Origin of the sequence: Luteimonas sp. 8-5 (assembly GCF_029763755.1) — a bacterium.
Classification (GTDB): Bacteria; Pseudomonadota; Gammaproteobacteria; order Xanthomonadales; family Xanthomonadaceae; genus Cognatiluteimonas.
Genome location: NZ_JARUVM010000049.1, coordinates 1 through 2,394, shown reverse-complemented (window position 1 = coordinate 2,394; position 2,394 = coordinate 1). Strand labels below are relative to the sequence as shown.

The 2,394-nt window shown below is 72.0% G+C and carries 4 protein-coding genes; all 4 read left to right on the top strand.

Features of this window, described 5'->3' with window-relative positions:
* Window positions 1-981, top strand: a 981-nt coding sequence (locus QAA18_RS06970; protein WP_279412145.1) for a hypothetical protein, incomplete at its 5' end; no start/stop codon positions are given.
* A complete protein-coding gene (locus tag QAA18_RS06965; protein WP_279412144.1) occupies window positions 978-1,484 on the top strand; it encodes a hypothetical protein in 507 nt (168 codons plus the stop codon). The genes QAA18_RS06970 and QAA18_RS06965, both read left to right, overlap by 4 nt.
* Window positions 1,481-2,146, top strand: coding sequence for a hypothetical protein (locus QAA18_RS06960; protein WP_279412143.1), 666 nt, complete (start codon window positions 1,481-1,483; stop codon window positions 2,144-2,146). The genes QAA18_RS06965 and QAA18_RS06960 overlap by 4 nt, the downstream gene beginning before the upstream one ends.
* 2 nt (window positions 2,147-2,148) lie before the next feature.
* Window positions 2,149-2,394 (top strand): type II secretion system protein (locus QAA18_RS06955; RefSeq protein WP_279412142.1); only part of this gene is annotated, 246 nt, incomplete at its 3' end.

Genomic DNA, 2,394 nt, shown 5'->3' with positions numbered 1-2,394 from the left:
TACGGCAGCCTGACCCGCGCACCCCGCCAGTCCGGCGTCTCCGCGGCCGGAGTTGCCGCACCCGCAACCACGCGCGGCTTCGATGAGGAGCCCACCCAGCGCACGCCGCTCGCCGGCGACGCAGGCAACCTGACGTACGACGGCCAGTTCGACGCCGGCATCGACGATGCCGCCGAGGCCGCCATCGCGGCACCGGCCGCGCCCGCTCCGACGCCGGCGCCGGCCGCGATTGCCGAAAGCCGGTGGACGGACGAAGCGCTGCTGGAAATCTTCTGCGCCAACAGCGGCACCCAGGGGCGCCTCGGCCCGCACACCATGGTGCGCGACCCGGACGGCGTGCTCTACCGCACCAGCGCCCCGCGCCTGGTGGCCCACGCATCCGCGGTGGCCGCGATCAATCCGCCGGCCAGCCGCCTGATGTACCTGGCCGAGCGCGTGCTGCCGTGGGCGAGTGCGGCATCGCTGGTCCTGGCACTGGCGCTGGCCGCGCTCGGCGGACGCTGGACCCTGGCCGCCAACGAATCGCATCGCCAGGCGGCCGCGCTGGACGACCAGATCGCGCAGATCGAGGCCGAAATCGCCGGGCTCCAGGTCGAGGAGGCGGTGCCCGAACCCTATCCCGCGATCCTGAAGTTCATCGAACGCGCCACCGCGCTGGAATCGGCACTGGATCCGGCCGCTGCGCTCCACGACATGCGCGACGCCGCGGGCGAGGACGTGCGCATCCTGCGCCTGCGCCTGGAGCACGGCGACGCCACCAAGCCCGACAGCCTGCGCGTGGACGGCATGGTCAAGCACGACGTCGATCCGGAACTGCAGGGCATGCAGATAGCGCGCTTCGTCGAGCGCCTGCGCGCGGCCGGCTACATTCCCGTCGCGATCGATCCGCAGATGGGCAGCGCCCGTTCGCAGTCGCCGGGCGGCTCGTTCTCCTACCAGTTGCTTCGCGCCGATGCCACGCCGGCGGGGGAGGCCTCGTGAAGGTCAAGTATTCAGCCAGCCTTGCCCTGGTCCTGTGGCTGGGCGTGGTCGCGTGGGTAAGCGCGATGATCGTCGCCAAGCCCAGCGTGGTCCGCTCCTTCCCGGACGAGGACGATTCCGCCGCGATCGCGCAACTGCAGATAACGCTCAACCACAACCGCTCGATGCTGGCCGCGATCGACGCGCTCGATGCGGTCGAGGCCGACTCGCTGCGCGGCCTTGCGGTTGCGCCCGGCAGCGATAAACCCGGCAGCACGGGGCGTGCCGGCGAGGACACCGACGAGGTACGACCGGAACACAAGCTCACGCTGATCGTCAGCGAAGGCCGGCGCCGCCGCGCGATCATCGACGGTCAGCTCGCGGGTACCGGCAGCAGGCTCGCCGACGGCTCGCACGTGCGCCTGATCGGCAAGGACCACGTCGTGATCGAGGACGTGCTCGGCCAACCGATGACGCTGCGCATGCCGCCTCCGTTCGCCACCGCCGGACAGGGATTGCGGTGAGCAACCGCAACGCCATCGTCGCCCTTGCTCTGCTGGCCATCGCCCTTGGCTGCGTCGTGGTCCTGGGCCTGCGCTGGTACGGCGACACCGCTCCGGCCGGATCGCGCGGGAACGTGCAGGCGCCTGCCGGCGACGCGGCGCCCGCGGACGCGATGCGCAGCGAGGCGGGTGCCGCGACCGACCGCGACGCGGTACCACGACCCAATGAATCGTTGCCGCCGTGGATGCGCTCCGAAGCGGAAGACGCACAGGCCCCGGCCGCGGCCGGTGCGGACGATAGCCGCCGCCAGGCGCAGCTGCGCAAGCTCGACGAATCCGTGCGCGGTCTCGTCGCCGCGAGCAACATCGGCGTGGAGGAAAGGAACCGCCACCTGCGCGAGGCGCTGGACACGCTGGAGGCGCTGGACGATCCCGCGGTGAAGGCGCAGCTCGACCTGGACGCGGTCCGCGACAACTTCGAGATCAGCGTGCGCATGCAGGCGCTGGCAACCCGGCTGCAGCAGATCGCGGCGCAGCCGCGTTCGCCCGAACGCCAGGCCGCCATCGAGGCCACGTCCGCGGAAATGGAGGCACTGCAGGCGCAGATGCACGCCGACGTCCGCGCGCCGGGCTCCACCCTCCCGCCGCTCGGTACCGTCCCCGGTGCCGCCGCGAGGCGATGAGCATGGCCGGCGCCGCCCGCACCTCCGGTTTCACCCTGCTTGAAATGTCGGTGTCGGTCACCGTCATCGGCCTGCTCGCGGCGATCGCATCGACCGCCTACTCCGGCATGGCCGACGTGCGCGCGCGCTCGCGTGCGCATGCCGAAGCGGACACCGCCCGCCACGCCATCCGCACCTTCATGCTGCAGCACAAGCGGCTGCCCTGCCCCGACCCGAGCAGCGGCGGCGACGGCGCGCGCGAGCCTGCC